Below are 25,289 nucleotides of genomic sequence, written 5' to 3' on the forward strand. Positions count from 1 at the left end.
CGGCTTTGGTTCGCCTATTTATCGGACAAATAAGCCGGGGATTTGACGAGGCCGAACCCGCCGCGATTTCTTTTGCACTGCGGCAAACCCTCAAAGCACCTCAGTCCTCAATCGGGCAGTCGATACGCGATCACGTAGTCGCCACGCTTGGTGCCGAACGAGCCGTGACCACCGGCCGCCGTCACCACGTATTGGTGCCCATCGATCGCATAGCTCATCGGCGTCGACTGGCCGCCGGCCTGCAGCCGGTCTTTCCAGACCTCGCGCCCATCGGTCACATCATAAGCGCGGATATAGTAGTCCTGCGTGCCGGTCGCGAAGGCGACGCCGCCCGCGGTCGTGATCGGGCCGCCGAGACTTGGCACGCCCATCTTCAGCGGGATCGGCAGGGGCGCGACGTCGCGGATCGTGCCGTTGCGGTGCATCCAGGCGATCCGCATCGATTTGAGATCGATCGCCGCCATGAATCCCCAGGGCGGGCGCAGGCAGGGCAGGCCGATCGGCGAGAGGAAGGGATGCAGCACCACGCCATAGGGCGTGCCGTACATCGGCTGGATGCCGATCTCGCTGCCGTGGTGCAGCGATAGATCGGGTGTGTCGGGATTGTCCGGCCCGCGCGGGATCAGCCGCGAGACGAAGGGGATGGCGATCGGGTTGGCGATCGCGATCTGCCGCTTGGGATCGACCGCGAGCCCACCCCATTCGAACATGCCGAGATTGCCGGGAAAGACCAGGCTGCCCTGCTCGGAAGGCGGCGTGAACGGCCCTTCGTAGCGCAGCTTGTGGAACAGGATGCGGCAGGCGAGCTGGTCGAAGAGTGTCGCGCCCCACATGTCGGCTCCGGTCAGCTTGCGGTCGGGCCGGAAGCTGAGCGCCGAGAAGGGTTGCGTCGGCGAAACGCGATCGCCTTTCGCCGCGCCTTGCGGCACCGGCCGTTCCGGCGCCGGCACGATCAGCTTTCCGTCGCGCCGGTCGAGCACGAAGATGTTGCCGGTCTTCGCCGGTTGCAGGATCGCCGGCACCGTGCCGCCATCCGGTCCGGGCAGATCGACCAGGCTCGGTTGCGCCTGCAGGTCCATGTCCCAGAGATCGTGGTGCACCGTCTGGTATGACCAAACGCGCTTGCCGGTGTTGATGTCGAGCGCGACCAGCGCATTGGCATAGCGTTCGGAGAGCGCCGAGCGGTTGCCGCCCCAGATGTCCGGCGTCTGCACCCCCATCGGCAGGTAGACCAGCCCGAGCTTGGGATCGTAGGAAGGCGTGATCCAGGCATTCGGCGAGTTGTTGGTATATCTGTGCGTCGCGGAGGCGAGCGCGTTCTCGTCCTCGGCGCCGGAATCCCAGGCCCAGACCAGCCGGCCGGTGTAGACATCGAAGCCGCGGATCACGCCGGACGGCAGGTCGGTCGAGTAATTGTCCATGACCGAGGCCGCCGCCACGACGATCTTCTCGCCGACGACCGGCGGCGAGGTCGGTTCATAGAAGCTGTAGGTCGGCGCCCCCATCCCCTGCTGCAGGTCGAGCACACCGTGATCGCCGAAGCCTTCGCATGGCTTGCCGCTATCGGCATCGACCGCGATCAGCCGCCCGTCATTCACCGGCAGGAAGATTCGCTTCCGGCATTCTGCCGGCGCCGGCGCGCCGGTGGTGTCGGTCGCGCCCTCGGCGGTTTCGTGATAGGAGACGCCGCGGCAGGTCAGGTGCTGGAAGCGCGGATCGGATTTGAGCTGCGGGTCGTAGCGCCAGCGCTCCTTGCCGGTCCTGGCATCGAGCGCGAACAGGATCTGGTGCTGCGAGCAGAGATAGAGCATGTCGCCGACCTTGATCGGCGTCACCTCGAAGGTGGTCTCCGCGGAATCGTTCGGCCCCTGCCCGTCGCCGGTGCGGAAGGTCCAGGCGACTTCGAGTTTGTTCACGTTCTCCGGCGTGATCTCCGCCAGCGGCGAGTAGCGCTGCCCGAACTGGCTGCGGCCATAGGCGCGCCAGTCGGCATCGGGCTGGCCCTCCGCGGCGGCCGGATTGGGTGCGGCCTGCGGAGCCGAGGCGAGCGAGGCTTCGCGCTCGTGCACATTCGTGGTGAGGCCGAGGGCCAGCACGATTGCGCAGAGGGCCACGCCGGCCCAGAGCGGTGCGGCGGCCAACCCCCCGGTCAGCCGCCCCTTGCTTCCGAGATTGCGAGTGACCCACGGGGTCAGCAGCCAGAGCGCCAGCGGGAACAGGATGTCGCCGCGCGCCGCCAGAGGCCACCAGTCGAATCCGATCTCCGCCACCGACCAGGCCAGCGTGCCGATAAGCACTGCGGCATAGACCCAGAGTGCTGCACGCTGTCTGAGCACCAGCAGTCCGGCGCTGATGAGCAAGCCTATACCGGCGATGAGGTAATAAAGGGATCCCCCGACCGCAGCCAGCCAAGCCCCACCGCCCAGCAGGGCGAGGCCGATCAGCCCGACGAAGAGTCCGGTGATGATGGGTATGACCGCAGCGCGACCCGCCATCAGATTGCTAAGACCGCGACCAGCGCGACCGCGGTCGCGATCATGGCGGAAACCAGCAGCACCATAACCCGGCCGCCCGCGGAGGGCTTGCGGCTCCCGGCCTCGATCGCTCTGCGGGCTTGCGGTGGTTTCCGCTCGATCGCGACTCCCGGAACCGGCCGGCCTGCCGCTTCGTCATCGGTCCCGAGCGGCGCCGCCGCCGGATCGGGAAAGTCGACCTTGTCTCCGGTGGCGCCCCGATCGATCGCTTCTCGGAGTTGCTCCGTGTTTTGCTGCTGCGGTGACGGCGTGGGCATCAGCTAGCTTTCCGGCCGATCGCGACGGCCTGTGTTCGGAGGTGCAAAATGAACCGCGCCCTGCCGACGGGGTTCCGCAGCCGCCGCGACAGAACGGCTCGCGACATTGGGGCATCGCGCGCTATACTCGCGACGCTTCCGCCGCCGGGCCATCGATCGGGGGGACCCTTCGTGGAGTTCGACGCTCTTCTGCTCTCACGCCTGCAATTCGTCTGGGTGGTCGCTTGGCACATCCTGCTGCCGGCCTTCACTGTCGGCCTCGCCTCCTTCATCGCGGTGCTGGAGGGCCTGCATCTCGCGACCGGCAAGCCGGTCTATTTCCGGCTCTCCGGATTCTGGACCAAGATCTTCGCGGTTTCCTTCGGCATGGGCGTCGTCTCCGGCATCGTGATGCCGTTCCAGTTCGGCACCAACTGGAGCCGCTTCTCCGATGCGACCGCCGACGTGCTCTCGCCGCTGCTGGCCTATGAAGGCCTGATGGCCTTCTTCCTGGAATCCGCCTTCCTCGGCGTGCTGCTGTTCGGCCGCAGCCTGGTGCCCAAATGGGCGCATTTCGTCGCCGCCCTAATGGTGGCCGGCGGGACCTTGTTCTCCTCTTTCTGGATCCTCTCGACCAACAGCTGGATGCAGACGCCGGCCGGATATGCGATCGAGAACGGCCGCTTCGTGCCGGTGGACTGGCTCGCAATCATCTTCAATCCCTCCTTCCCCTACCGGCTGGCGCATACCGTGACCGGCTTCTATGTCACGACCGGCTTCGTGGTGATCAGCGTCGCCGCCTATTACATGCGCCGCGGGCGCTTCATCGAGGAAGCCCGCAGCATGTTCTCGATGACCCTCTGGCTGCTGACCGTGCTGGTGCCGCTGCAGATCCTGATCGGCGATCTCCACGGCCTCAACACCCGCGAGCATCAGCCGGCCAAGCTCGCCGCGATCGAGGCGCGCTGGGAGACGGCGTCGCGCGTGCCCCTGAGCCTCTTCGCCATTCCCGACCAGGAGGCGGAGACCAACCATTTCGAGATCGAGATCCCGGTTCTGGGCAGCCTCATCCTGGCGCACGATCCCAACGGCACCGTGCAAGGCCTGAAGGATTTCCCGAAGGCAGACCGCGCCCCGGTGATCATTCCCTATTTCGCCTTCCGCATCATGGTCGGCTTGGGGCTCGTCATGCTGGCGATCGTGATCGCGAGCCTGTGGTTGCGGCTGCGCCGCGACCTCTACCTCGCCGAATGGTTCCTGAAGGCCTGCCAATACGCGGCGCCGATCGGCTTCCTGGCCGTGCTGGCCGGCTGGACCACGACCGAGGTCGGACGCCAGCCCTGGACCGTCTACGGCCTGCTCCGGACAGCCGATTCCGTGACGCCCTCGCTGAGCGGCACCGACGTCGCCCTCTCGCTCGCCGGCTACATGATCGTCTATCTCATTATGTATCCGGCCGGCGGCCTCATGATGATGAAGCTGGTGAAGCGCGGCCCGGCTGACCAGCATCACGATGCGGTCGAGAGCGGCCGCCCGCGCGGCCCGGTCGAAGCCCTGCCGTTCGCCGAAGGCCGCGAGGGGAGGCAGCCATGATCGACTTCGTCCCGCTCTGGACCGTCATTCTCGGACTCGGCGTCTTCCTCTATGTGATGCTCGACGGCTTCGACCTCGGGGTCGGCATCCTCTACGGCTTCGCGCCGCACACTACGGCCCGCAACCTGGTCATGAACTCGATCGCGCCGATCTGGGACGGCAACGAGACCTGGCTGGTGCTCGGCATCGTCGGCCTGCTGGCGGCCTTCCCACTGGCTTTTGCGATCATCGTGCCGGCGGTCTATTTCCCGATCCTGGTGATGCTGCTGGCCTTGGTCTTCCGCGGCACCGCCTTCGAGTTCCGCTTCCGCGATTCCGAGCACCGCACCTTCTGGGATCACGCCTTCTGCTACGGCTCCGCGGTCGCCACCTTCAGCCAGGGCGTGGTGCTCGGCGCCTTCATCCAGGGCTTCGAGGTCGAGGGCCGGCATTTCGTCGGCAGCTCCTTCGACTGCTTCACGCCTTTCTCGCTGTTCACCGGCGTGGCGCTGCTGTTCGGCTACGGCCTGTTGGGCGCCGGCTGGCTGATCCTGAAGACCGAAGGCGAGCTGCAGGCCTGGGCCCGCCGCTGGGGCTTCCGCTGCTTCATCGGCGTGGGCCTTGCCGTCGCCGTGGTCAGCATCTGGACTCCGCTAGCCGACCCGCGGATCGCCGAGCGCTGGTTCTCCTGGCCGAACATCGCCTTCCTGGCGCCCGTGCCGGTGATCACCGCGGCGCTGGCGATCTGGGAATGGCGGGCGCTCCGCGGCACGGCCGAAGTCGCGCCCTTCCTGGCCGCGATCTCCCTCTTTGCGATGTCCTATCTCGGCGTTGCAATCAGCCTCTGGCCGATGATCGTTCCGCACCACTTCAGTCTCTGGGAAGCCGCCTCGGCGCCGAGCACCCAAGCCTTCCTCGCCGTCGGCACGCTGTTCCTGCTGCCGGTCATCCTGATGTACACCGGCTGGTCCTACTGGGTCTTCCGTGGCAAGGTTCGCGCCGATATCGGCTATCACTGAGCCGAAGAGTTGCTATCCTCCCCGGCACCATGACCGATGCCACCATCCTCACCGAACTCCGCGCCATCCTGGGCGATGGCGGACTGCTCACCGCAGCCGCCGACCGCGCGCCCTATGAGTCGGGAGCCCGCTACGATCGCGGTCAGGCCGCCTTCGTCGCCCGCCCGAAATCCACCGCGGAGGTTTCGAAGACCGTCGCGACCTGCATGCGCCACGGCATCGCGCTGATCCCGCAATCCGGCAATACCGGCGTGGTCGCCGGCTCGACGCCGGACGCCAGCGGCACGCAGGCGATCCTCAGCCTCGATCGCCTGACCGCGCCCTTCGCGCTCGATCGGGCCAACCGCTCGGTCACCGCCGGCGCGGGGCTGCGGCTCTCGGAATTGAACCGGCGCCTCGCCGCCGACCGCCTCTTCTTCCCGATCGATCTCGGTGCCGACCCGCGGCTCGGCGGCATGATCGCGACCAACACCGGCGGCTCGCGCTTCCTGCGCTACGGCGACGTCCGCCGCAACACGCTGGGGCTGACCGTGGTGCTGGCCGACCGCGACGGCACCGTGCTCGATCTCTCCGGGGGCTTGCGCAAGAACAACACCGGCCCGGACTGGAAGCAGCTCTTCATCGGCACCTCGGGCAGCTTCGGCGTGGTCACCGAATGCGTGCTCAACCTCGAGCCGCTGCCGCAGCAGACCGCCGCCGCTTTGCTGGTGCCGGCCGCGGAGCAGAGCGTCCCCGACCTGCTGGTCGCCATGGAGCAGGCGCTCGGCAGCTATCTCTCGGCCTTCGAGGGGATGTCGAAGAATGCAATGGCCGCGGCGCTGGCCCATGTGCCGTCGCTGCGCAATCCCTTTGCCGGCGGCGCGATCCCTGATTTCGCGATCCTGGCCGAGGTCTCACGCAGCTGGCCGCCGCGCGACGGCGAGCAGCCGCTCTCCGCCGTGCTCGAAGAGGTGCTGGCCGCTCTCCTCGACCGTGGAACGCTCAGCGACGCCCTGGTCGGGCGCGCCGAGGAAATGTGGGCGCTCCGCCATGCGCTCTCGGAAGGCGTGCGGCAGTCGGGCAAGCTGATTGCCTTCGATCTCTCCTTCCGGCGCGGCGACATCATGCGCTTCAGCACGCATATGAAGGCGGAAATGGCGCAGCGGTTCCCCGGGATCACGATCTGCGACTTCGGCCATGTCGGTGACGGCGGCGTCCACTTCAACCTGGTGGTATCCAAGTCGGACCCGCGCGCCACCGATCCCGCTTTCGAGCAGGCCTTGCGCGACTGGGTGTTTCAGGTTGCGGTCGAGGAGTTCGGCGGCAGCTTCAGCGCCGAACACGCGATCGGTCGCCGGAACCAGGGCATGTATGCGCGCTACACCGAGGCGGAGCTGCGCCGGCTCGCCGCGCAGTTCAAGGCCGCGACCTCGCCGGGCCCGCTCGGCGCGGTCGAGCTCTAAAGGTAGCGCAGGCCCGAGCGGGTGAGCAGCGCCGCGTAGAAATAGAGCTCGGCGTCGAGCGCGCGGCGGATATTCTCCGCTTTGCGGAAGCCGTGCTGCTCGCCTTCGAACAGCAGATAGCCGACCGGCACGTTCCGGTCCTTCAGGCCATCGACCATCATCTGGGTCTGGTTCGGCGGCACCACCTCGTCCTCCGTCCCCTGGAAGAAGATCACCGGCACGGTGAGCTGGTCGATGTGGTTGATGGGCGATCGCTCGGCATAGATCTTCTCGTCCTCGGGGTAGGGCCCGATCAGCCAGTCGAGATAGCGCGATTCGAATTTGTGCGTGTCGCGGGCGAGCGCCGCCAGGTCGCTGACGCCGTAATGACTGGCGCCGGCGCTGAAGGTCTTCTCAACCGCGGTCAGCGCCCGCAATGTCGTATAGCCACCGGCGCTGCCGCCGCGGATCGCCAGCCGCTGCGGATCGGCGTTGCGCGCCGCCACCAGATGCCGCGCGCCGTAGGCGCAGTCGTCGACGTCGACAATCCCCCAGGCCTTCTCCAGGCGCAGCCGGTAGGCGCGGCCATAGCCGGTGCTGCCGCGATAATTCACGTCGAGCAGGCCGAAGCCCCGGCTGGTCCAATACTGGACCGCGAGGCTGAGCATGTGGCTGCTGCTCGCGGTCGGCCCGCCATGGCTCTTCACCAGCACCGGGACCTTCTCGCCGTGGGGGGCGCTGTAATCCTTCGAAGCCGGCGGGTAATAGAAGGCATGGGCGATCTCTCCGCCGCTGGTCGGAAAAGCGATCGCCTCCGGCGTCGAGATATAAGGGCGCAGCGCATCGCTGACGATCGCTGACGTCCGAATCACGCGCTCGACGCCGGTCTCGAGGTCAAGCGCCACCAGGGCCTCCGGCTCGGACCCGCTGCCGCCCAGGAACACCACCCGGCCGGCGCCGACGCGGACCTGCGAGATTTCCGTGAACCGCGTGGCGATCTCGGTGAGCTTGCCCGAGCCGGTGTCGAGGCTGCCGAGCTTCCAGAGCCCGTCCTTCACATAAGAGCAGACCAGCCGATCGGCGGCGGCGAAGCCGTAGGTGGACATGTTGAAGTTCCACTGCGGCTTGCCGAACTCGGCTTCCATCGGCAGCACGCGCTCGACCCGGCCGGCCCGCAGGCGATGCAGGTTCCACCAGCCGCCGTCCCGGTCGGACACGAAGTAGAGCTCTCCGGCCGGCGACCATTGCGGCTGGAACAGCGCTTCATCCGGCCCGCCGGCGATGCGCTTGGGCGCGCCGAGCGTCCCGTCTGCGGCCACCTCGGCCAGCCAGAGATCGGTGGTGACCCAGGGCATGTTGGGATGATCCCAGGTCAGCCAGGCGAGCTGGCTGCCGTCCGGGCTGAGCCGCGGCGCCGCGTAGAAGTCATGGCCGGAAGCGACGATGCGAGGCGGCATGGCGCCGGCGAGATCCACCCGCACCAGCGCGTTCCGCACCGCGCCGGGCGAGGTGTGATCCTCCTGCACCAGGAAGATGGCGTTGCGCCGGCGACCCACCGTGCCGTCGGCATAGCGGAGCGCCGCGGCGGGATCGGTGGCCGGCGTGATCGCCCGCGGCGCTTCGCCCGGGCCCTGCCGATAGAGGCATTGGTCGGGATAGTGGGAGAAAATCGCCACGCCGTCGACGACAGTGAAAGCGCCGCCGCCGTATTCATGGGCCCGCGTGCGGACGTTCCAGGCTGGGCCGTCTTCGGGCGTCACCGCCTCGATCGCGCCGTCGCGCCGCTGTCGATAGATCAGGTAGCGGCCCTTCTTCTCCGGCTGCGATTCGGTCCAATAGATGTCGGCACCGTCGAGCATGACCTGGTCCAGCCGGACCGCGTCGGCGGTGACCAGATCGGACGTGATCGGGGAAGCCCAAGACCCATAGGGAGCGACTGGCATCGATCTACCTCATCGAAACTTGCTTCACACGACCCGCAACGCCCGGACGCCCAGCATCACCAGCAGCAGACCGGCGACCACGCTGACCGCGATCATGCCATGCGGGTCCCAGAGCCACATCGCCGCGCCGCCCAGCAGCGGACCGACGAAAGCGCCGAACTCCCAGAACATGGTGAAGATGGTGTTGGCGCTGGGCAGCTCCTCCTTGGTGAAGGCGCGCCCGAGCATGGTCAGCGAGGTGGTGTAGATCCCGTTGCCGAAGCCACCCCAGACCAGCAGCAGAATCCAGATGCTCGGGTTGTCGATAGAGAAGGGCAGCAAAGCCGCACCGATCGCCTGCACCGTGCCGGAGAACATCAGCACGCGCCCGGCATTGAAGCGGTCGAGCAGATGGCCGACCGGGATCTGCGCCGCCATGCCGCCGACGATCAGCGCCGTCACCAGCGAGACCGCCTGCGCCTCGGAGAGGCCCATGCGCATGCCGTAAACCGGCAGCAGGGTCATGTTCACCACCATCGTCCCGCCATGGATGACCGCGGCGATCATCGGCACCGGCGCCCGCCGCGCCGCCTGCAGCAAGGGGATCGACTCATGGTGATGGAAGGTCGGCACGCTGCCGCCCGCCGCCGCGATCGGCACCGGCAGCAGGGCCAGTGCCAGGATCGCCGCGCTGACGAAGAAGGGCACGGCGCCTTCGACCCCCAGCACGCCGATCAGCAGCGGCCCGCCGGCCGAGCAGCCGCTCAGCACCGTCACGTAGATGCCGATGATCTTGCCGCGGGCATGGTCGGGGGCCAGCGCGTTGACCCAGGTCTCGCTGACGATCCAGATCACGCCGATCGAGATCCCCATGATGAAGCGCAGCGCGAACCAGGCCGGCAGCGCAGGCAGCAGCGGGAACAGGACCAGGCAGAGCACCGCGACCGCGGTGCCGGCGACGATGCTGGCGATGGCGCCCAGCCGGCGCACCAGCATCGGCACGAAGACGCCGCACAGGAGCACCGCGATCGGCGGCATGGCGGCCAGCGCGCCATTGGTGAACGAATCGATGCCACGCCGTTCGAGATTGACCGAAAGCAGCGGCCCGACCAGGCTGTAGATCAGCGCGACCACGCCGACGCTCGCCATCACCGCGACGAGGCCCCGCAGGCTGACGCGCTGAACCGCGCCTCCCGAAGCTGGTAAGATCCGCTGACCGTCCAAATGCCACCGCCTGCCGTCCGGACGCGACTATCGACGCCGCGCCACAAAGTTGCAAGACCGGCGCACACGGCCTAGAGATCGGGGATGCCGCACCGGATTCGCAAGCTCGCCCCTGCCGACCTCAAGGACGCCGCGCTCAACTACCTCGGGCGCTACGCCGCCTCGACCGCGCGGTTGCGACAGGTGATGACGCGTCGGATCAACCGCTCGGCCAGGGCGAACGAACTCGACCCGCAGCCCTTGATGGCCGAGTTGGAGCGCGTCGTCGCCATGCTCCACCGCACCGGCCTGCTCAACGACGAAGCCTTCGCCGAAGGCCGCGCCCGCAGCCTCAACCGCCGCGGCGGCTCGCGCCGCCAGATCGCGGCGAAGCTCTCGGCCGCCGGTGTCGCGCAGGCGACCACGGCGCAGGCCCTCGCCGGCCTCGAAGACGAGCTGCCGGATGCGGAATTCACCGCCGCTCTCGCCTATGCCAAGCGACGCCGCCTCGGTGCCTTTCGCGCGGTGTTGGACGAGAGTCCCGAGCGGCGGCGCAAGGACCTGATGGCGATGGCCCGCGCCGGCTTCGCGCTCGACCTCGCCCGCCGCGCGCTGGCCGGTGAAGAAGACAGTTGAACGACGAATCGGAGGAGCTGCATGGCGAAGAAAGTCGCGTCCAGGAAACCAGCCAAACCGGTCCTGCTCTCCGGCGGCAACCCGCAGATCGCCAAGGGTGACGGCGACGCGCCGGTGCAGGCCTATATCGCCGCCATGCCAGATTGGAAGCGTGGCGTCGGCCAGCAGCTCGATGCGCTGATCACTAGGACCCTGCCGCGGGTGCAGAAAGCGGTGAAGTGGAACTCCCCCTTCTACGGCATCGCCGGCCATGGCTACGTCATCTCGTTCCACGTCTTCACCCGCTATGTGAAGGTCGCCTTCCTGCAGGGCGCACATATGAAGCCGCCTCCGCCCGGTTCCAGCAAGGACAGGAACGCACGCTATCTCGACATCCACCAGGGCGATGTGATCGACGAGAAGCAGTTCGCCGCCTGGGTGAAACAGGCGGCGAAGCTGCCGGGCTTCCTCGGGCCGAAGGGCTGAGCCGTTGCTTCCTTGACGCGTTAGAGGTGGCCTTCCTTCTTAAGATCCGACATCGCCGCCTCGATACCCTTCCTGAGGATTCCGACCAGCTCGTCGATCTGCGCCTCGGTGAGGGTGAGCGGCGGGGAGATCACGTTGAGCGCCCCCAGCGGCCGCACGATCAGGCCCAGCCGCTCGCAGTGATCCGATATCCGCTTGCCGATGTTGACCTCGTCCGGCAGGTGCTCGCGGGTCGCCTTGTCGGCGACGTTCTCGACGCACATCATGAAGGCCTTGCCGCGCACCTGGCCGACGATCGGCAGGTCGAGGAGCTCGTTCAGCTTCTTCTCGAGATAGGGCCCCATCTTCTGCACATGGCCGCAGATGTCGTCCCGCTCCATGATCGCGATATTGGCGAGGCCCGCCGCGCAAGCCACCGGATGGCCGGAATAGGTGTAGCCGTTGGTGAACCAGTTGTCGGGATCCGGCGCGCTCATCGCGTCGTAGATCCGGTCCGAGAAGATGCAGGCGCCAAGCGGCTGATAGCCGGAGGTGAGGCCCTTCGCGGTCACGATCATGTCTGGCTCGATGCCGAACACGTCCTTCGAGGCGAAGAAGTGGCCCAGGCGCCCGAAGGCGGTGACCACCTCGTCGGAGATGTAGAGCACGTCATGCCGCCGGCAGACCTCCAGGGTACGCGCGTGGTAGCCCTCAGGGGGAACGATCACGCCGCCGGCACCCATGATCGGCTCGGCGAAGAAGCAGGCCACGTTGTCCGGCCCGATCTCCAGGATCTTGGCTTCCAGCTCCTGCACCAGGTGGTCGCAGAACTCCGCTTCGCTCATCCCCTCCTTCCGGGCCTTCTCCGAGCGATAGAAATTCGGCGAGGAAACGTGGTGAATCCACCCGTCGAGGAAGTTAAGGTAGGGACTGCGATCGCCGGGCCGGCCGGTGATCGAACCGGTGAGGTAGGTGCTGCCGTGATAGGCGTCGATCCGGCTGATCACATGGAGCTTGGACTTCTTGCCGCGCCGCGCGTGGTAGTAATGCGCGAGCCGGACCGCCGTGTCGTTCGCGGTCGAACCGCCGCAGGTGAAGAAGACCTTGTTGAGATCGCCCGGCGCCAGGGTAGCGAGCTTGGCCGAAAGCTCGGCTGCGGGGACATTCGTGGTGTCGACGAAGGGATTGTAGAAGGCTATGCGCGTTGCCTGGGCGGCGATCGCATCGACGATCTCCTTCCGCCCGTAGCCGGCGTTCACGCACCACAGCCCGCCGATGCCGTCGAGATAGCGCTTGCCCGAGATGTCGGTGACGTAGACTCCCTCGGCGCGGTCCATGACCAGCGAGCCGTCCTTCTTGAAGGAGTCGAAATGGGTCCAGGGATGGACGAAGTGATCGCGGTCCTTCCGCCAGATGTCCTGAGGGTCGACCTGGTTGAGATCCGCCGCCCAAACATTCGCCGCGCTGCTCATGACGCGCACTCCCTTTCAAAGGTCCGGGGTAAATCCTATAGTGACTATAATATTATAGTCAACCTAGGAAAGGTTAACGCTTCGGCATGAGCGGACTCCGGGAAAAGCAGAAGGAAACCCGCCGCCAGGCCATGCTGACGGCGGCTGCCAAGCTGTTCAAGGAACAGGGTTTCGCCAAGACCTCGATGGAGGAAATCGCCGCCGCGGCCGAGCTCTCGGTCGCCACCGCCTACAACTACTTCAAGACCAAGGGCGAGATTTGCGTGGCGATCTACAAGGCCGACCGCGACCTGGTGCAGCAGGCGACCGACCGCATCATCGCCGCTCCGCCCAAGGACCCGGTCGCTGCGATCTGCAAGCTGATCGAGACCGATTTCGAAACCGAGGTGCCCTTCATCGACCGCGGCGCCTGGGAGGCCCTGTTCCTGGCCGCGTTCCAGAGCCCGCCCGGCGTGACCGAGGCCTGGAGCGGCGCCGCCTTGTTCCGGGTCGACCAATATCGCCGCCTGCTGAAGGCCTTGCAGGAGCGCGGCTCGGTGGGGAAGGAAGCGGATATCGAAAGCGCCGCCGAGCTGCTTGGCGCGCTGGACTTCTCCTTCTTCTTCACCTGGATCGTCGAATGGCGGACCGGCTCAGGCGCGCCGCGCCGCTTCCTGGATGCCGCCAAGAAGCGCAGCCTCCGGGCCCAGGTGAGACAGCTGGTCGCCGGGCTCAAGGTCTAATTTCCGCCGGGTATACGGATCACATACAAATCAGCGAACCCGGCCGTGGGCTCGGGTGTTGAGTCAGGCGGTGCGGCGTTTCCAACCGGACAGTTCCAACCAGGCAAGGGGCATGACGAAAGGGCGGCGGATCGCAGACGTGCTCCTGGCATTGCTCCTCGCCTCGGTCCCTCCTGGGGCGGCGGCGGCGGCCGAGCCCAAGATCGAACAGGCCGGCTACAAGGTCGAGATGACCACGGTCGAGGACGCGACCCTCGGTGCCGCCCTGCATTCGAGCTCGACCCTGATTGAGCTGGAGGAGAAGCCGCCGGAGGATGTGACCGCGCTCCGCCGCCGCGCCATCGAGGATCTCGCGCGCCTCAAGAAAGCGCTGCGCTCCGCCGGCTACTACGATGGGAACGTCACCATCACGGTGGACGGCGAGACGGTGGTGCCCGGGGCGACGCCCGGCGACTACGAGGACGCCAGCAAGAAGAAGATCCCGGTCGCAATCAGGATCGAGCCCGGCCCGCTCTACAAGCTCCGGAAGATCGAGGTCACCGGTTACCAGGGTCTGCAGTTGCGCCTGAAGCCGGGCACCGCGGCGCGCGCCTCGATGATCATCGCCGAGCGCCGCCTGCTGCTCGACAAGGTGATGGCGGAAGGCCACCCCTTCGCCGCCGTCGCGCTCAAGCCCGCGACGGTGGATCATGCCACGCATGAGCTCGACGTCAGCTTCGAGGTGACGCCGGGTCCGGTCGCCGATCTCGGCAAGGTCACGGTCAAGGGTCTCGACTACACCAACCCCGATTTCGTCGCCAAGCGCGCGGTCTTTCCGCCCGACACCAAATACAGCCCGGCGGCGCTCGAAGGCCTGCGCAGCGATCTTCAATCGCTCGACCTCTTCAGCGCGGTCAAGGTGATCCCGGCGGCGGAGTTGGACGCGGACGGCACGCTCCCGGTCAGCGTCGAGGTGACCGAGCGCGAGCGGCACTTCGTCGGCTTCGGCGCCAGTTACTCGACCAACGACGGTGCCGGTGCCACGGCCTATTGGGGCACCCGCAATCTCTTCGGCAACGGCGAGCGGTTGCGCTTCGATGCGACGGTCGACGGCGCCGATCCCGGCGAGATCACCGACAAGCTCGACTACCGGCTCTCCAGCACCTTCCGCAAGCCGGATTTCATGACCCTGCGCCAGGACCTGGTCGCCAGCCTGGTCGCCGCCGACGAGCACGATCCCGACAGCTTCGACAAGCGCGCGGCGACGCTCAATGTCGGTTTCGAGCGCGCGCTCTCGAAGACGGTTCGCGTGAACTACGGCTGGGAGACCGAAGCCGCACATATCAAGGACGACACCGGCACCAACGATTTCTTCCTGAACGGCCCGACCGCGTCGATCGCCTACGACACCAGCGACGACCTCCTGAACCCGACCCGCGGCGTGCGCTTGACCTTCGGCGGCGAGGCGCTGCCGACCTGGCTCGGCTCCAGCGAGGACGTCTACACCCTGAACGGCACGGCGGCCGGCTATCTCAACCTGCTCGGCAAGGGCGATCTCGTCCTGGCGGGCCGGCTCGGCGTCGCCAGCGCCTTCGGCAGCAGACTCGAGGACCTGCCGGCGGATCGCCGCCTCTATGCTGGCGGCGGCGGCTCGGTGCGCGGCTACGAGTTCCGCTCGATCAGCCCGGAAAGCAGCGACGGCGACGAGATCGGCGGCCGGAGCTCGATCACCGGTAGCATCGAGCTGCGCTACCGCTTCCTCGAGGATTTCGGCATCGTGCCGTTCTTCGATGCCGGCACGGTTTCGTCGGACTCGACGCCCAATTTCGACGAGCCGATCCAATACGCCGCCGGCGTCGGCTTTCGCTACTACACCAGCTTCGGCCCGATCCGTGCCGACATCGCCGTGCCGCTGAACCCGCGCCACGACGACGATCCGGTCGCCTTCTATGTCAGCATCGGACAGGCCTTCTGATGCGCCGCGCCCTGAAGATCCTGCTCGGCATTCTCGGCACCCTGGTCGTGCTGCTGCTGATCGCCTTCGGCCTGATGCAGACCGGTTTCGGCAAGCGCCAGATCCTCGCCTTCATCGAAGCCCAGCTCTCCGAACCCCCGGCCAAGCTCGAAGCCCAGGCGCTGGAAGGCTTCGTGCCCTTCGACATGACACTCATCGGCGCCAAGCTCTCCGATGCCAGCGGCATCTGGCTCGAAGTCGATCGCCTGTCGCTCGCCTGGTCGCCCTCGGCCTTGCTGCGCGGCACAGCGTCGGTCGAAGCTCTTACGGCCGATCGCATCGCCCTGCTGCGGTCGCCGGTCTCGCCGCCGTCACCACCCAGTGACGAACCGACCAAGCTTGAACTGCCGCGCCTCCCGGTCGATATCGATCTCAAGCGGCTCGCGGTCGAGCGTCTGGAGCTGGGGCCGGAGCTTCTCGGCGAGCCCGCGGTCTTTGCGATCCGGGCCCAGGCCAAGCTCGGCGATCCTGCCAAGGGATTGCAGGCCGAGCTCGCGCTCGACCGCATCGACCGCGATCTCGACCGGCTCGCCTTGACCCTCGACTATCGTCCCGCCGCCGACACCCTCGCGATCGAGGTGAAAGCCGAGGAGCCCAAGGGTGGCCTCATCACCAAGCTGGTCGGCCTGCCCGGCACGCCGAAGTTTGCGCTGCACATCACCGGCAGCGGCCCGCTCACCAACTGGCAGGCCAAGGGCCAGGCGGCGTCGGATGACCGGCCGCTGCTCGATCTCACCGTCAGCAGCAATGGCCCGGCCGAGGACCGGACCGTGGCTTTCAACGCGCAGCTCCACGACGCGCCGATGCTGCCGGCGGACATCGCGCCCTTGATCGCGGGTGGCGTCGCCGTGGATGGCCAGGTTCACGTTGCAGCGCTCGACCAGCCGATCCGCATCGACCGCGTGAAGGTCGAAACCCGCGCCGGCACGGTCTCGGCCCAGGGCTCGATCGCGCCCGACCAGGCGCTCGACCTGAAAATGGACCTGCGTCTCGTCGATTCCACGCCCTTCGCAACATTGCTGCCGCCGGAACTGCGTTGGGACGGCGCCAGCGCGGAGCTTCATCTCGCCGGTCCGCTCGCCCAGCCGAAGCTGACGGCGGAAAGCCGGCTCACCAACCTCGGCTACGCAGCCTACGGTATCGGCGACGGCCAGATCAGCCTTGCCGCGAACCTCGACACCGAGAAGCTGCGCGCCGAGGCGGCGACGATCTCGATCGGCGCCAAGGCGATCACCGTCCCCGATCCCAAGCTGCAAGCGATGCTGGCCGGCGGCGCCACCCTCGACTTCGCCGGCGCGCTGGACCAGAGCGGTGCGATCACCGCCGATCACCTTCAGCTCCGGGCCGGCACGGCGGCGCTCGACGCCGAAGGTGCCGCGGCCGGCTGGGGCGTAGAGAGCACCCAGGTGAAAGGCAAGCTCGCTCTCGGCGATCTCGCGCCCTTCCTGGACTTCGCCGGATTGCAGGGCAAGGGCAAGCTCGACGCCGGCCTAGCCTTCGATCGGACCCAGGAAGGAATGTCGCTGGACCTCGATGCCGCGGCGGCGGAGCTTTCGATCGGCATCGCCGAGGCCGATCGCCTGATCGGCGCGACACCCAAGCTCGCCCTCAAGCTGCGCCAGGATCAAGCCGGACTTCTGACCGTCAATGAAGCGAAGCTGGACGGCGCCGGCGTCGCACTGACCGTCGGCGGTACGATGACCCCGGAACAGCGGCTCGATCTCAAGGCCGACGCGAGCCTCGCCGATCTCGGCCGGGTCGTGCCGAATGCCAAGGGCGCCGTCACGCTGGCGGCGACGGTCACGGGCAACGCCGCCGATCCAGCGGCAAAGATCCAGATCGGCAGCGAACGGCTGAGCTTCGACCAGTTCACCCTCGCGCGCTTCCAGGCGGCGATCGATGCGAGCGATCTGGTCTCAGCGCCGAAAGCGGCGATCGATGCGAAAGCCCAGGTGAACGACCTGCCGGCATCCCTGCGTGGCAAAGGCGGCTTTGACACCTCTACCGGCAAGGCAACCGCGGCCAACCTCGACGCGCGGCTCGGTGCGACCAGCGTCACCGGCAAGCTCGACATCGTCGGCGGTCTGCTCAACGGTACCCTCGCTTTCGCCAGCCCGAACCTCGGCGAGTTGGCGCCGCTGCTCGGCACGGCCCTCGGGGGGAGCGCCGAGGGTAGCGTCGAACTGCGCGCAGCGAAGGGAAAGCAGGACGTCGCCCTCGATCTCACCGCGGATCAGTTCGCCGCTTCGGACACGAAGGTCGCGAAGATCCAGGTGAACGCCTCGGCCGCCGATGCCTTCGGCAAGGATCCGGCGCTCGAGGCGGCGCTGACCGCCGGCGGCATCGAGGCCGGCGGCCAGGCGATCGACCGGCTCGACGCCAAGGCGACGGGCCGGCTCGCCGATCTTGCCGTCTCCGCGGAAGCGACCGGCAAAGATCTTGCGCTCGCGACCCGGCTGAACCTGCAAGCCGCCGGCGAGGCGACGCGTATCGCCCTCGCGCAACTCGATCTCACCTTCCGCAAGGTGAAGGCCAATCTGCAGCAGCCGGCGGAGGTGACGCTCCAGGGTGGGGGCACCCGCATCGCCAACCTGGTGATCGCCAGCGGCGGCGGCACGGTCGCGCTGGACGCCGATCTCGGCGCCGACAGCAACCAGATCGCGCTCACGCTGAAGCAGCTCCCGACCTCACTGGCGGAGGTGGCCGCGCCCGACCTGCATCTCCTTGGCACGCTCGACGGCACGCTCAACCTCGACGGGCCGAAGAGCGCGCCGCAGGCCAGGCTCGCGCTCACCGGCAAGGGCCTGGGCGTTTCCGGCGCCTCGGCCCAGCTGGTCGATCTCAACCTCAACGGCGACTGGACCGCGGGACAGTTGCGGGCCGACGGCAAGGCGGTGCTCGGCAAGGGCAGCGGCCTCGATTTCAACGCCGCGCTCCCGATGGCGGCGGATCCGGCGAGCGGCTTCCCGGTTTTCAATCGCGGCGCGGCGCTCACCGCCTCGGCCAAGGGCGAGATCGATCTCGGCCTGGCCAATGCCTTCATTCCCGGGGGCGCCGACCATGTCGCGGGCCGTGCGGCGGTCGATCTCGCCGCCGGCGGCGCGGTCGGACAACCGGTGCTGTCCGGCAAGGTCGCGATCACCGAGGGCAAATACGAGAACCAGCGCTACGGCACGCGCCTCTCTAATCTCACCGCCCAACTCGAAGGCAAGGGCAGCAAGCTGCGCCTGGTTGCCTTGAGCGCGCGCACCCCGGGCGGCGGCACCCTGAGCGGGGAGGGCGATTTCGATTTCGCCGGCGCGATGCCCGTCACCATCGCCATCCACATGGACAAGGCGCGGATGCTGGATGCCACGATCGGCACCGCGGTCACCGCCGGCGACCTGCAGGTCAAGGGCACTTTGGGCGAGGATCTCACGCTCACCGGCAAGATCATGATCGTGAAGGCGGAGATCAAGATCCCCGACCAGCTGCCGGTTGATGTCGAGGAAATCCCGGTCAAGGAGATCAACCTGCCGCCGGCGCGCCAGGCCGAGGTCGATGCCGCAGCGGAGGCGCCGCCGCCGAAGACGGTGAAGATCGGTCTCGATCTCGCGGTCGATGCGCCGGAGCAGGTCTTCGTGCGCGGCCGCGGGCTGGACGCAGAGATGGGCGGCGACCTGAAAATCACCGGCACCGCGGATCTGCCGATCATCACCGGCGCGCTCAAGCTCCGGCGCGGCGACTTCGATCTCTTGAGCCGGCGGCTCGATTTCAACAAGGGCATCGTCACCTTCAGCGGCGCCGAGCGCGTCGATCCGGTGCTGGACTTCGCCGCCACCACCAAGTTGCCCGAGGCCGACGTCACGGTGACCGTGACCGGCACGGCGTCGCGCCCGGTGATTGCGCTCAGCTCTTCGGCCGCCCTGCCGCAGGACGAGATCATGGCGCGGCTGCTGTTCGGCAAGGCCAGCGGCGCGCTCTCGCCGTTCGAGGCAGTGCAGCTGGCCCAGGCCATGGCGCAGCTGACCGGGGTCGGCGGCGGCGGGCCGGGCGTGCTGGACAAGATCCGCAAAGGTCTCGGCCTCGACCGGCTCGACATCGAGGCGGGCGAGGGCAGTGCCACGTCTGCTCCAAGTCTCAGCGCCGGCCGGTATGTCTCCCGCGGCGTCTTCGTCGGCGCCAAACAGGGCGCGACGCCCGGCAGCAGCAGCGCCACGGTCGAGATCGAGCTGACCCCGAACGTCAAGGTCGAGACCGACGTCGGCGCCGATTCCAGCGGCAAGGCGGGTATCAATCTCGAATGGAACTACTGACCTGTCACAACCGCAGGGGCAGATTCGTCCCATAGGGACGAAACCACCGGAAAGCCGCTACCATGGCCGAACCTGTTGATATCTATGCCCACCGCCGCCAGCTCCAGGCGATCGCCTACCGCATGCTCGGCTCCATGGCCGAGGCGGAGGATGCGGTGCAGGAGACGTTCCTCCGCTGGCACCGCCAGGACCAGGCGCAGCAGGTTTCCGAGATCCGCGAGCCCAAGGCCTGGCTGATCACGACCTTGACCCGGCATTGCATCGACCGCCTGCGTGCCGCCAAGGCGCAGCGCGAATCCTATGTCGGCATGTGGCTGCCGGAACCGCTGGTGGAGGAGCCCGCCATCGAACCCGTGGACCGGCTGGAGCTGGCGGAGAGCCTGTCCATGGCCATGCTGATGATGCTGGAGCGGCTCTCGCCCGATGAGCGCGCCGCCTTCCTGCTGCACGAAGTCTTCGATACCGACTATCCGGACATCGCCCGCATCCTGGGCAAGACCGAGGCCGCCTGCCGCCAGCTGGTGCACCGCGCCAAGGAACGGGTCAAGGCCGGCAAGCCGCGCTTCGTCCCGTCACGCGCCGAGCAGGAGAAGGTGATGGCGGGTTTCAGGCACGCGGTCGCCAGCGGCGACGTCGCCGGCCTGGCCGCGCTGTTCAGCGCCGATGCGACGCTCTATTCCGACGGCGGCGGCAAGGCGACGGCGACCATCAACCCGATCTTCGGCGCCGAGAAGATCGCCCGCTTCTTCATCGGCGTGCGCGACAAGCAGCCGGAGGGCGCCGAAATCGTGCCGCGGATCGTCAACGGTTCGGTCGGCTATGTAGTCTATCTCGGCGACAAGGTGCTGCAGGCCAGCCACTTCGAGTTCGACGGCGATCGCATCGCCGAAGTCCACATCGTCCGCAACCCGGACAAGCTGCAGCATCTGATGCGCGGTCAGGCCTAGAGCCGTCGCTCCACGGTCAGCACCGCGCCGCGGACGCCGGTGATCAGCACCTTGGCGCCGTCCGGGGCGTCGTCGCCTTCGGCGCTCCAGACCGAATCGTCGATCTTCACCCGGCCGCGGCCGTTCACGATCGGCTCGGTCAGCTGACCGGTCCGGCCGATCAGGGAGTCGCCGCGGCGGTTCAGGTTCACGTCATCGGTCGCGACGATGATCTTGCGGCCGAACTTGTACCAGCCGAGCACCGAGAGTCCGGACAAGGCTGCGAACAGGATCAGCTGCACCTCCCAGCTCATGGCGGAGAAGACCAGCGCCACCAGGCCGACGATCAGCGCCGCGCCACCCAGCCAGATGAAGAAGAAGCCGGGGGTCAGCATCTCGACGCCGGCGAAGATCACCGCCAGGATGAACCAGTGCCAGAATTGCAGATGATCGAAGCCGGACATGGTCTCCACCTACTCCAAACGCACCCTACTTAACTCTGCGGCCGGCTGAGCACGCTGCTGGTCCGCGTCTGCTGCTGGTCCATCGCCGACTTGGCGAGCTCGGCGATGCCGCCGATGGCGCCGATCACGTTGGCGGCTTCCAGCGGCATCAGAATCACCTTCTGGTTCGGCGCGGTCGAGAGCGCCTGCAACGCCTCGACATACTTGACGCCGAGGAAGTAGTTGATCGCCTGCACGTTGCCCCGGGCGATAGCATCGGAGACGAAGGAGGTCGCCTTGGCTTCCGCTTCGGCCTCGCGTTCGCGGGCCTCGGCGGCGCGGAACGCGGCCTCGCGCTGGCCTTCGGCCTGCAGGATCGCCGACTGCTTCTCGCCTTCGGCCTTCAGGATTGCGGCCTGGCGGAAACCCTCGGCTTCCAGGATGTTGGCGCGCTTCTCGCGCTCGGCCTTCATCTGCCGCGCCATGCTGTCCACCAGCTCCTTCGGCGGGGCGATGTCCTTGATCTCGATGCGGGTCACCTTGATGCCCCAGGGCGAGGTGGCTTCATCGACCACCTTGAGGAGCTGGTGGTTGATCTTGTCGCGCTGGGAGAGCAGCTCGTCGAGATCCATCGACCCCATCACCGTACGGATGTTGGTCATGGTGAGGTTGAGGATCGCGATCTCGAGGTTGTTGACCTCATAGGCCGACTTCGCCGCGTCCAGCACCTGATAGAACACGACGCCGTCCACGCTCACCATGGCGTTGTCCTTGGTGATGACCTCCTGGGTCGGGACGTCGAGCACCTGCTCCATCATATTGACCTTGGCGCCGACCCGGTCGATGAAGGGGATCAACAGATTGAGGCCGGGGCGCAGTGTCTGGGTGTAGCGGCCGAACCGCTCGACCGTCCATTCGCGCCCCTGCGGCACGGATTTGACCCCCATGAAGACGAGCAAGATCGCCATCACCACGATGACGATGGCGAAGACCCCGACGATCGAAATCATGTGCTTCCCCACAGTTGAAACCCGGTCGCGGGTCGCGACCCGATATCGCAACGTAATGTAATCGACCGCGACCGGGGTTCAAGCGAAACCGGACAAAGGGTTGTATGCGTTCGGTGATTTGGCGCGTGATGGTTACCGCGCGAAATCGTTAACCGTCGTAGCTCGCGGCCTGCTGAGAGAAGAACGAGGCCTGGGCCGGCTTCTGCGGCAGCTTCAAGGTGAAATCCTTGGAGCGGACGCGCCCGGTGCGCTCGCCGCGAACGACCACGCCTTCGAGCTTGCTCGGCACCGGGTTCGGCACCAGCGGCACCGCATCTTCCGCCGAGTAGACGCAGATGAACAGCGTCCGCGGCATCGGCGAGAGATTGGGCTTGGAGCCATGGGCCAGCCGCGTGTGCATGAGACACACACTCCCTGCCTGACCCAGGCAGAGCGCCGCGCGACTCTGCATCTCGTCGGCGGTCTTCTCCTCGATCGCGCCGGTGAAGGCGCCGTTGTGCCAGAGCGTGTGCAACTCGCCGCAATGCGAGCCGGCCAGCACTTCCAGGGCGCCATTCTCCTCGGTCATGTCGTCCAGGAGCAGCAGGGCGGTGACCAGGTCGTCATTGCTGTGCGGCGTGAAGGGGAAGTCCTGGTGCCACTTCACCTTGGTCGCCGCACCCGGCAGCTTCGAATTGATCTTGCTGTGGTGGAACTTGACGTTGGGCCCGATCAGATCGGCGACGTAATCGGTCATCCGGCTGGACGCCATCACGTCATGAAAGGCTTGCGACACCTCGACCGGCGAGTTCACCCGCCGCAAGGCAGGTTGGGCGGCGCTATGGCCGGGCTCGAGATCGAAGCGCGGCCGGCCGTCGACCATCTCGCCGTAGTTCTGGGTCTTGGCCCGGCTCTCCTCGACCCAGGCATTGAAGTCGCGGTGCAAGGCGGCGAGCTCGGCCGGGGTGACGGCGCCGGGCGCCATCAGATAGCCGTTCTCCCGGAAGAAGTCTTTCTGTGCTGTGGTCAGCGCGGACATGCGTTGATGATAGAGCGTATCGTCGTCATTTTGAAAGTCTCGTCATGGCCGCCCAGCTGGAACCCACTAGCCCGTCAGCTTGAGGGCTGGATCAAAGCCTGCTCAGTCAAAGTTTCGATTTGCAATCTCCTGGACTGGATTCGTCTCAACTTTTGGTTATGCTTGTTCCGCAGAGGCTCGGCGTTGGCGCTAGCTTAACGACTGGTGAATCGCGGCAATTGCTTGAGCATTCGATTGTGAAGGTAGTTCATGACGCACCCAACCGAAGTGGTAACGGCATGGCGAAGTAAATCAGCTCTACTCTTTTATGAACGAGTAGTTCCGCTCAACATGATGTTCGAAATGACGGGTTATGCTCTGGGCCAAGAAGCAAATCTCGCGGAGTTGGATTTAGCAACACTTAAGCGTCTTCCCGTAGAGGAGTTCTTTCCAGAACGGTTCAGAACTCCTGCGTTCATGGAAGATCTGGATGAAGCTAGTAAATACTACTTTCTGTTCTGGTTTCCGCGCTTTTCGCAGATGAGCGAAGTAATGCAGTCGATACTCTACGCCCATTTTGGCGAAACCAAAGGTTCGGCTGAAGAAAGGGCACCAAAGGTCGTCGGGCAATTTCTGGCGAAGTACTCACTTACTGCTGCGCCAGTTTACTTCAATGACGGGATGGCAACGGCCGATGAATCTGAATCGAACATAGCGACGGACCCTGTGCTTACCCTATCTGCATGTAAGCTCGTTGATGCCCGTAAGCTTGATTGGGATAAATTGATAGAGTTCCGCAAAGACAGAGATGGAACGTCGAAATTCCGGCGGTTTCGAGGATTCCTCTACGAGAACTATGTTGGGAAACCGGCGTCTTATGTTGAAGACGACATTTTGCGACGGGTGGAGGACTACGAAAGCACGATCAAGCGCTGGGACTTCGAAACTGTTCAGGGCACGCTTAATACAATTTTCACTTCAAAGATTCTCGCGGGCGCGGTTACTGGCTCGTTTCTGGCGAGCCTAATGGGCGCTCCCCTTCCTGCAATTTTATCAGCGGCGGGTGGCGTTTCTCTCGAAATCGGAAAGAGTTTGATTCAGCTCAGAGGGCGAAAATTTACCCTCCGCGAGATGCTTAAAGATAACCCGATCTCATACATCGTTACCGCCAAGGCGCTCGAAAACGAAACTAATTCTGGAGAAAGTACGAAGGCTCTCTAAGGATTAGTTCGACCTCAGACATTGAAAATCCAACTTCGATCCGGTCGAACCAAACTCGTGGGGTACGTCTTCGCGATTCATGACGATGATGAAAGGACAAGTTATCCCGGCATCCGTTCCGGCAAGGGCAGCGGGGTCACCTTGCCCTGGTCCTCGAGCTCGACGGATTCGATCTGTTCCGCGCGTTTGGTGACCTTGTCGGTGGAAATGCGGATCTGCCGCACGTCCTCGTTCGCCTGGTTGAAATGGTTCTGCAGCTTCTCGACCCGGTCATCCAGCCGGTTGATGTCCTGGAGCAACTCCCGGACCTTGGTCTGGATGACATGCGCCTGCTCGCGCATGTTGACGTCGCGCAGCACCGCGCGGATCGTGGTCAAGGTCGCCATCATGGTGGTCGGCGAGACGATCCAGACCTTGGCGCGGCCGGCTTCCTCGACCAGGTTCGGGAAGTTGCTGTGCAGCTCCGCATAGACCGCTTCCGAGGGCAGGAACATCAGCGCCGAATCCGCGGTGGTGCCGGGCAGGATGTATTTCTCGGCGATCGCCTTCACATGGGTGCGGATCGCGGTGGTGAACTCGCGCTGGGCAAGCTTGGTGGCGATATCGTCCTTGGCCTCGCGCAAGGACCGATAGGCTTCCAGCGGGAACTTCGCATCGATCCCGATCGAGCCCGGCGGGTTCGGCAGCCGCAGCAGGCAATCCACGCGTTTGCCCGAAGGGAGCGTGGCCTGGAACTCGTAGTTGGCGGCGGGCAGCACGTCGCGCACCAGGTCGGCGAGCTGGATCTCGCCGAAGGCGCCGCGCGACTGCTTGTTGGAGAGGATGTCCTGGAGGCCGACCATCTGGCCGGCCAGCCCATCGAGCTTCTTCTGCGCCTCGTCGATCACCGCCAGCCGCTCTTTCAGCTCCGAGAGCGACTTGCCGGCTTCATGTGAGGATTGCTGCAGCCGGTCGGCGACGCGGTTGCCGAACTCGGTCAGGCGGCGGTCCATCGCCTCCTGGCTGCCGGCCTGGTGCGCGGCCAGCTGCTGTAACTGGCCGGAGAGCGCGTCGATCCGCGGATCGGGCAGCGCCACCGGCGCGGCCGGCTTCGGGCGGAGCAGCAGGATGAGGATGGCGACAACGCCCAGCAGGGCGAGAGCGGAGAGGACGAGGGGCATTTCAGGCATGGCTCACTTCCCGATAGAGATTCGCGACTCGGCGCGGCCGGTTGCTTGACGATA

At 66.2% G+C, this 25,289-nt stretch carries 19 protein-coding genes; 10 read left to right on the forward strand and 9 right to left on the reverse strand.

What is annotated here, in order from left to right; genetic code table 11:
* Positions 1-107 precede the first annotated feature (107 nt).
* On the reverse strand, positions 108-2,495 hold the full coding sequence (locus tag ACH2CY_RS00805; protein WP_395014856.1) for a glucose/quinate/shikimate family membrane-bound PQQ-dependent dehydrogenase: 2,388 nt from the start codon (positions 2,493-2,495) through the stop codon (positions 108-110).
* Complete coding sequence (locus ACH2CY_RS00810) at positions 2,495-2,791, reverse strand: hypothetical protein (RefSeq protein ID WP_395014857.1); 297 nt, start codon at positions 2,789-2,791, stop codon at positions 2,495-2,497. The genes ACH2CY_RS00805 and ACH2CY_RS00810 overlap by 1 nt, the downstream gene beginning before the upstream one ends.
* Before the next feature lie 171 nt (positions 2,792-2,962).
* On the opposite strand from ACH2CY_RS00810, the gene ACH2CY_RS00815 reads away from it, so the two are divergent.
* The 3 genes from ACH2CY_RS00815 to ACH2CY_RS00825 are packed head-to-tail and all read left to right on the forward strand — an operon-like array spanning position 2,963 to position 6,803.
* Positions 2,963-4,363 carry a cytochrome ubiquinol oxidase subunit I gene (locus ACH2CY_RS00815; RefSeq protein ID WP_395014859.1) on the forward strand — a complete coding sequence of 467 codons (1,401 nt, stop codon included), beginning with the start codon at positions 2,963-2,965 and terminating at the stop codon, positions 4,361-4,363.
* Entirely contained in the window at positions 4,360-5,361 is a 1,002-nt protein-coding gene (locus ACH2CY_RS00820) for a cytochrome d ubiquinol oxidase subunit II (RefSeq protein ID WP_395014862.1), read from the forward strand. Before ACH2CY_RS00815 ends, ACH2CY_RS00820 begins: the two co-directional genes overlap by 4 nt.
* Before the next feature lie 29 nt (positions 5,362-5,390).
* Positions 5,391-6,803, forward strand: coding sequence for an FAD-binding oxidoreductase (locus ACH2CY_RS00825; protein WP_395014865.1), 1,413 nt, complete (start codon positions 5,391-5,393; stop codon positions 6,801-6,803).
* On the opposite strand, the gene ACH2CY_RS00830 is transcribed toward ACH2CY_RS00825, so the two are convergent.
* Together ACH2CY_RS00830 and ACH2CY_RS00835 are read right to left on the reverse strand one after the other, a co-directional pair.
* Entirely contained in the window at positions 6,800-8,725 is a 1,926-nt protein-coding gene (locus ACH2CY_RS00830) for a prolyl oligopeptidase family serine peptidase (protein WP_395014868.1), read from the reverse strand. The genes ACH2CY_RS00825 and ACH2CY_RS00830 overlap by 4 nt on opposite strands.
* 24 nt (positions 8,726-8,749) lie before the next feature.
* Complete coding sequence (locus ACH2CY_RS00835; protein ID WP_395014871.1) at positions 8,750-9,853, reverse strand: MFS transporter; 1,104 nt, start codon at positions 9,851-9,853, stop codon at positions 8,750-8,752.
* A gap of 159 nt (positions 9,854-10,012) precedes the next feature.
* On the opposite strand from ACH2CY_RS00835, the gene ACH2CY_RS00840 reads away from it, so the two are divergent.
* Together ACH2CY_RS00840 and ACH2CY_RS00845 are read left to right on the forward strand one after the other, a co-directional pair.
* Positions 10,013-10,543: a regulatory protein RecX gene (locus ACH2CY_RS00840; protein ID WP_395014873.1), complete on the forward strand. Its 531-nt coding sequence runs from the start codon at positions 10,013-10,015 to the stop codon at positions 10,541-10,543.
* Between the two features lie 21 nt (positions 10,544-10,564).
* Positions 10,565-11,008: a DUF1801 domain-containing protein gene (locus ACH2CY_RS00845; RefSeq protein WP_395014876.1), complete on the forward strand. Its 444-nt coding sequence runs from the start codon at positions 10,565-10,567 to the stop codon at positions 11,006-11,008.
* 20 nt (positions 11,009-11,028) lie between these two features.
* On the opposite strand, the gene ACH2CY_RS00850 is transcribed toward ACH2CY_RS00845, so the two are convergent.
* Positions 11,029-12,459 carry an aminotransferase gene (locus ACH2CY_RS00850; protein WP_395014878.1) on the reverse strand — a complete coding sequence of 477 codons (1,431 nt, stop codon included), beginning with the start codon at positions 12,457-12,459 and terminating at the stop codon, positions 11,029-11,031.
* Between the two features lie 86 nt (positions 12,460-12,545).
* Between ACH2CY_RS00850 and ACH2CY_RS00855 the strand changes: the two genes are divergently transcribed.
* The 4 genes from ACH2CY_RS00855 (at position 12,546) to ACH2CY_RS00870 (ending at position 20,416) form a co-directional block, all read left to right on the forward strand.
* Entirely contained in the window at positions 12,546-13,181 is a 636-nt protein-coding gene (locus ACH2CY_RS00855) for a TetR/AcrR family transcriptional regulator (protein ID WP_395014880.1), read from the forward strand.
* Positions 13,182-13,293: 112 nt separating this feature from the next.
* The gene (locus ACH2CY_RS00860; RefSeq protein WP_395014882.1) at positions 13,294-15,135 is read left to right on the forward strand and encodes an autotransporter assembly complex family protein; all 1,842 of its coding nucleotides are present in this window, start codon (positions 13,294-13,296) and stop codon (positions 15,133-15,135) included.
* Complete coding sequence (locus ACH2CY_RS00865) at positions 15,135-19,469, forward strand: translocation/assembly module TamB domain-containing protein (RefSeq protein ID WP_395014884.1); 4,335 nt, start codon at positions 15,135-15,137, stop codon at positions 19,467-19,469. Before ACH2CY_RS00860 ends, ACH2CY_RS00865 begins: the two co-directional genes overlap by 1 nt.
* Before the next feature lie 62 nt (positions 19,470-19,531).
* Positions 19,532-20,416 carry an RNA polymerase sigma-70 factor gene (locus ACH2CY_RS00870; protein ID WP_395014886.1) on the forward strand — a complete coding sequence of 295 codons (885 nt, stop codon included), beginning with the start codon at positions 19,532-19,534 and terminating at the stop codon, positions 20,414-20,416.
* Here ACH2CY_RS00870 and ACH2CY_RS00875 read toward each other — a convergent pair.
* The 3 genes from ACH2CY_RS00875 to ACH2CY_RS00885 form a co-directional block, all read right to left on the reverse strand.
* Entirely contained in the window at positions 20,413-20,859 is a 447-nt protein-coding gene (locus ACH2CY_RS00875) for an NfeD family protein (RefSeq protein WP_395014888.1), read from the reverse strand. The genes ACH2CY_RS00870 and ACH2CY_RS00875 overlap by 4 nt on opposite strands.
* A gap of 29 nt (positions 20,860-20,888) precedes the next feature.
* A complete protein-coding gene (locus ACH2CY_RS00880; RefSeq protein WP_395014890.1) occupies positions 20,889-21,848 on the reverse strand; it encodes an SPFH domain-containing protein in 960 nt (319 codons plus the stop codon).
* Positions 21,849-21,996: 148 nt separating this feature from the next.
* Positions 21,997-22,866: a phytanoyl-CoA dioxygenase family protein gene (locus ACH2CY_RS00885; protein ID WP_395014892.1), complete on the reverse strand. Its 870-nt coding sequence runs from the start codon at positions 22,864-22,866 to the stop codon at positions 21,997-21,999.
* A gap of 249 nt (positions 22,867-23,115) precedes the next feature.
* On the opposite strand from ACH2CY_RS00885, the gene ACH2CY_RS00890 reads away from it, so the two are divergent.
* Positions 23,116-24,066 (forward strand): hypothetical protein, encoded by a 951-nt coding sequence (locus tag ACH2CY_RS00890; RefSeq protein WP_395014894.1) that lies wholly within the window; start codon positions 23,116-23,118, stop codon positions 24,064-24,066.
* A gap of 101 nt (positions 24,067-24,167) precedes the next feature.
* On the opposite strand, the gene ACH2CY_RS00895 is transcribed toward ACH2CY_RS00890, so the two are convergent.
* Entirely contained in the window at positions 24,168-25,235 is a 1,068-nt protein-coding gene (locus ACH2CY_RS00895; protein WP_395014896.1) for a DNA recombination protein RmuC, read from the reverse strand.
* Between the last annotated feature and the right edge of the window lie 54 nt (positions 25,236-25,289).

Source organism: Dongia sp. (genome assembly GCF_041905885.1).
In the GTDB taxonomy this organism is placed as follows: Bacteria; Pseudomonadota; Alphaproteobacteria; order Dongiales; family Dongiaceae; genus Dongia.